Source organism: Polaromonas sp. P1_E3, assembly GCF_056405935.1.
In genome coordinates, this window is sequence record NZ_JBFUBD010000609.1 from 1 (window position 1) to 1,253 (window position 1,253).

Genomic DNA, 1,253 nt, shown 5'->3' on the forward strand with positions numbered 1-1,253 from the left:
GTCAATCACTGACAAAAAGTACGGCCTACGCAATGCCTTCGTCGAGTCCCCCCAAGGTCTCCGCACGGTCGTGGAGAAGTACCGAAGGGCAAAGGCCGTGCCTTACGATTTCGTCAGCGACCCCGCAGGGGAGGTAAGTTGGTATCAGGCCGCTAAGCACGCCGTCGCCAGCAATTCCCTCGCGCTTGCGCTAAATACAGGCGCTGGTGTAGACGATGTCTACGAAGTCGTCATGGCGATCTGCGAACACTATGCATTCCTCTTGGAAGACAGGCAGTTGTGCAAGCTGCTTTACGACAGGGGAGGTCGGCTGAAGCATGAGTCGGCAGCGCAGCTACTGTTTGTGGGGGTGGCGTCGGCGTACTGCAAGGCGAATGGCCTTGACCTATCCCCGGAAAGCGATGGTGGCCGAGGGCCAGTGGACTTTAAAATCAGCAGTGGGTTCGATGGGAAGGTGCTTGTGGAAGTCAAGTACACCTCCAACCCGAATCTTGCACACGGCTTTGAGAGGCAGTTGCCGATCTATATGACCGCCGAGCAAGCCACGAGGGGCATCTACCTGGTCATCGAGGTGGGCGGCATCAGCGACGACCGGCGCGACGCGTTCAGGACTCTTGTCGCCCAGGCAGGTTCTACGGCACCGCGCGTGATGTACGCGAACGGAGTACCTCTGCCAAGTGCGTCAAAAGCATAGTAAAAAACTTTATAAAAAAATGCCTGAACCCATCTCTACGAGGCACGAATTGCAACTTCCCCCGTGCCACCCTTATGCTTTCAAGTGTCTGCGCAGTCCGGCCACTCCGCTGCCAAACGGCACACTGGACAACGAACGTAGAAGGTCGGGCAGATGATCGCCTTGGGATCGTGGCGGTCAGGCTGAGACGTTAGCCTGTACTCGTCCTGATCTATCAGGARGAGCCCTTCGTGGGTGCAGCGGGGACATGGACTTGTGCTCAGGGCCGAGGCAGGATTGAAGTCTGTAATGAGCATTGGCATTAATCCCGTTTGGTAAGTTGATGCCAGAAGCCGAGAGGCTGCTTGGGCATTCTCGACAGTCTCAAAGCCTTCACGGTACTCGCTGGCACTATTGTGACAACCGACACGGATGGTTCCCAAAAGAAGAAGGTGTCTCCCGCATACCCGACGTATCGCAGCGACGTTGATGTATCACCAGAAGAAGAAATGCCCTCCGAAGTTGGAAGGACGTAAAAGTATTTATGTCCCGAACGAATGTCATCTGCGTTGATCCGACC

The 1,253-nt window shown here is 55.8% G+C and carries 1 protein-coding gene; it reads left to right on the forward strand.

Annotated features, from left to right (window positions below; all coding sequences use genetic code 11):
• On the forward strand, nt 1-694 hold a 694-nt coding region (locus AC1D0Z_RS22145; protein WP_477660298.1), incomplete at its 5' end, for a hypothetical protein.
• Nucleotides 695-1,253 lie beyond the last annotated feature (559 nt).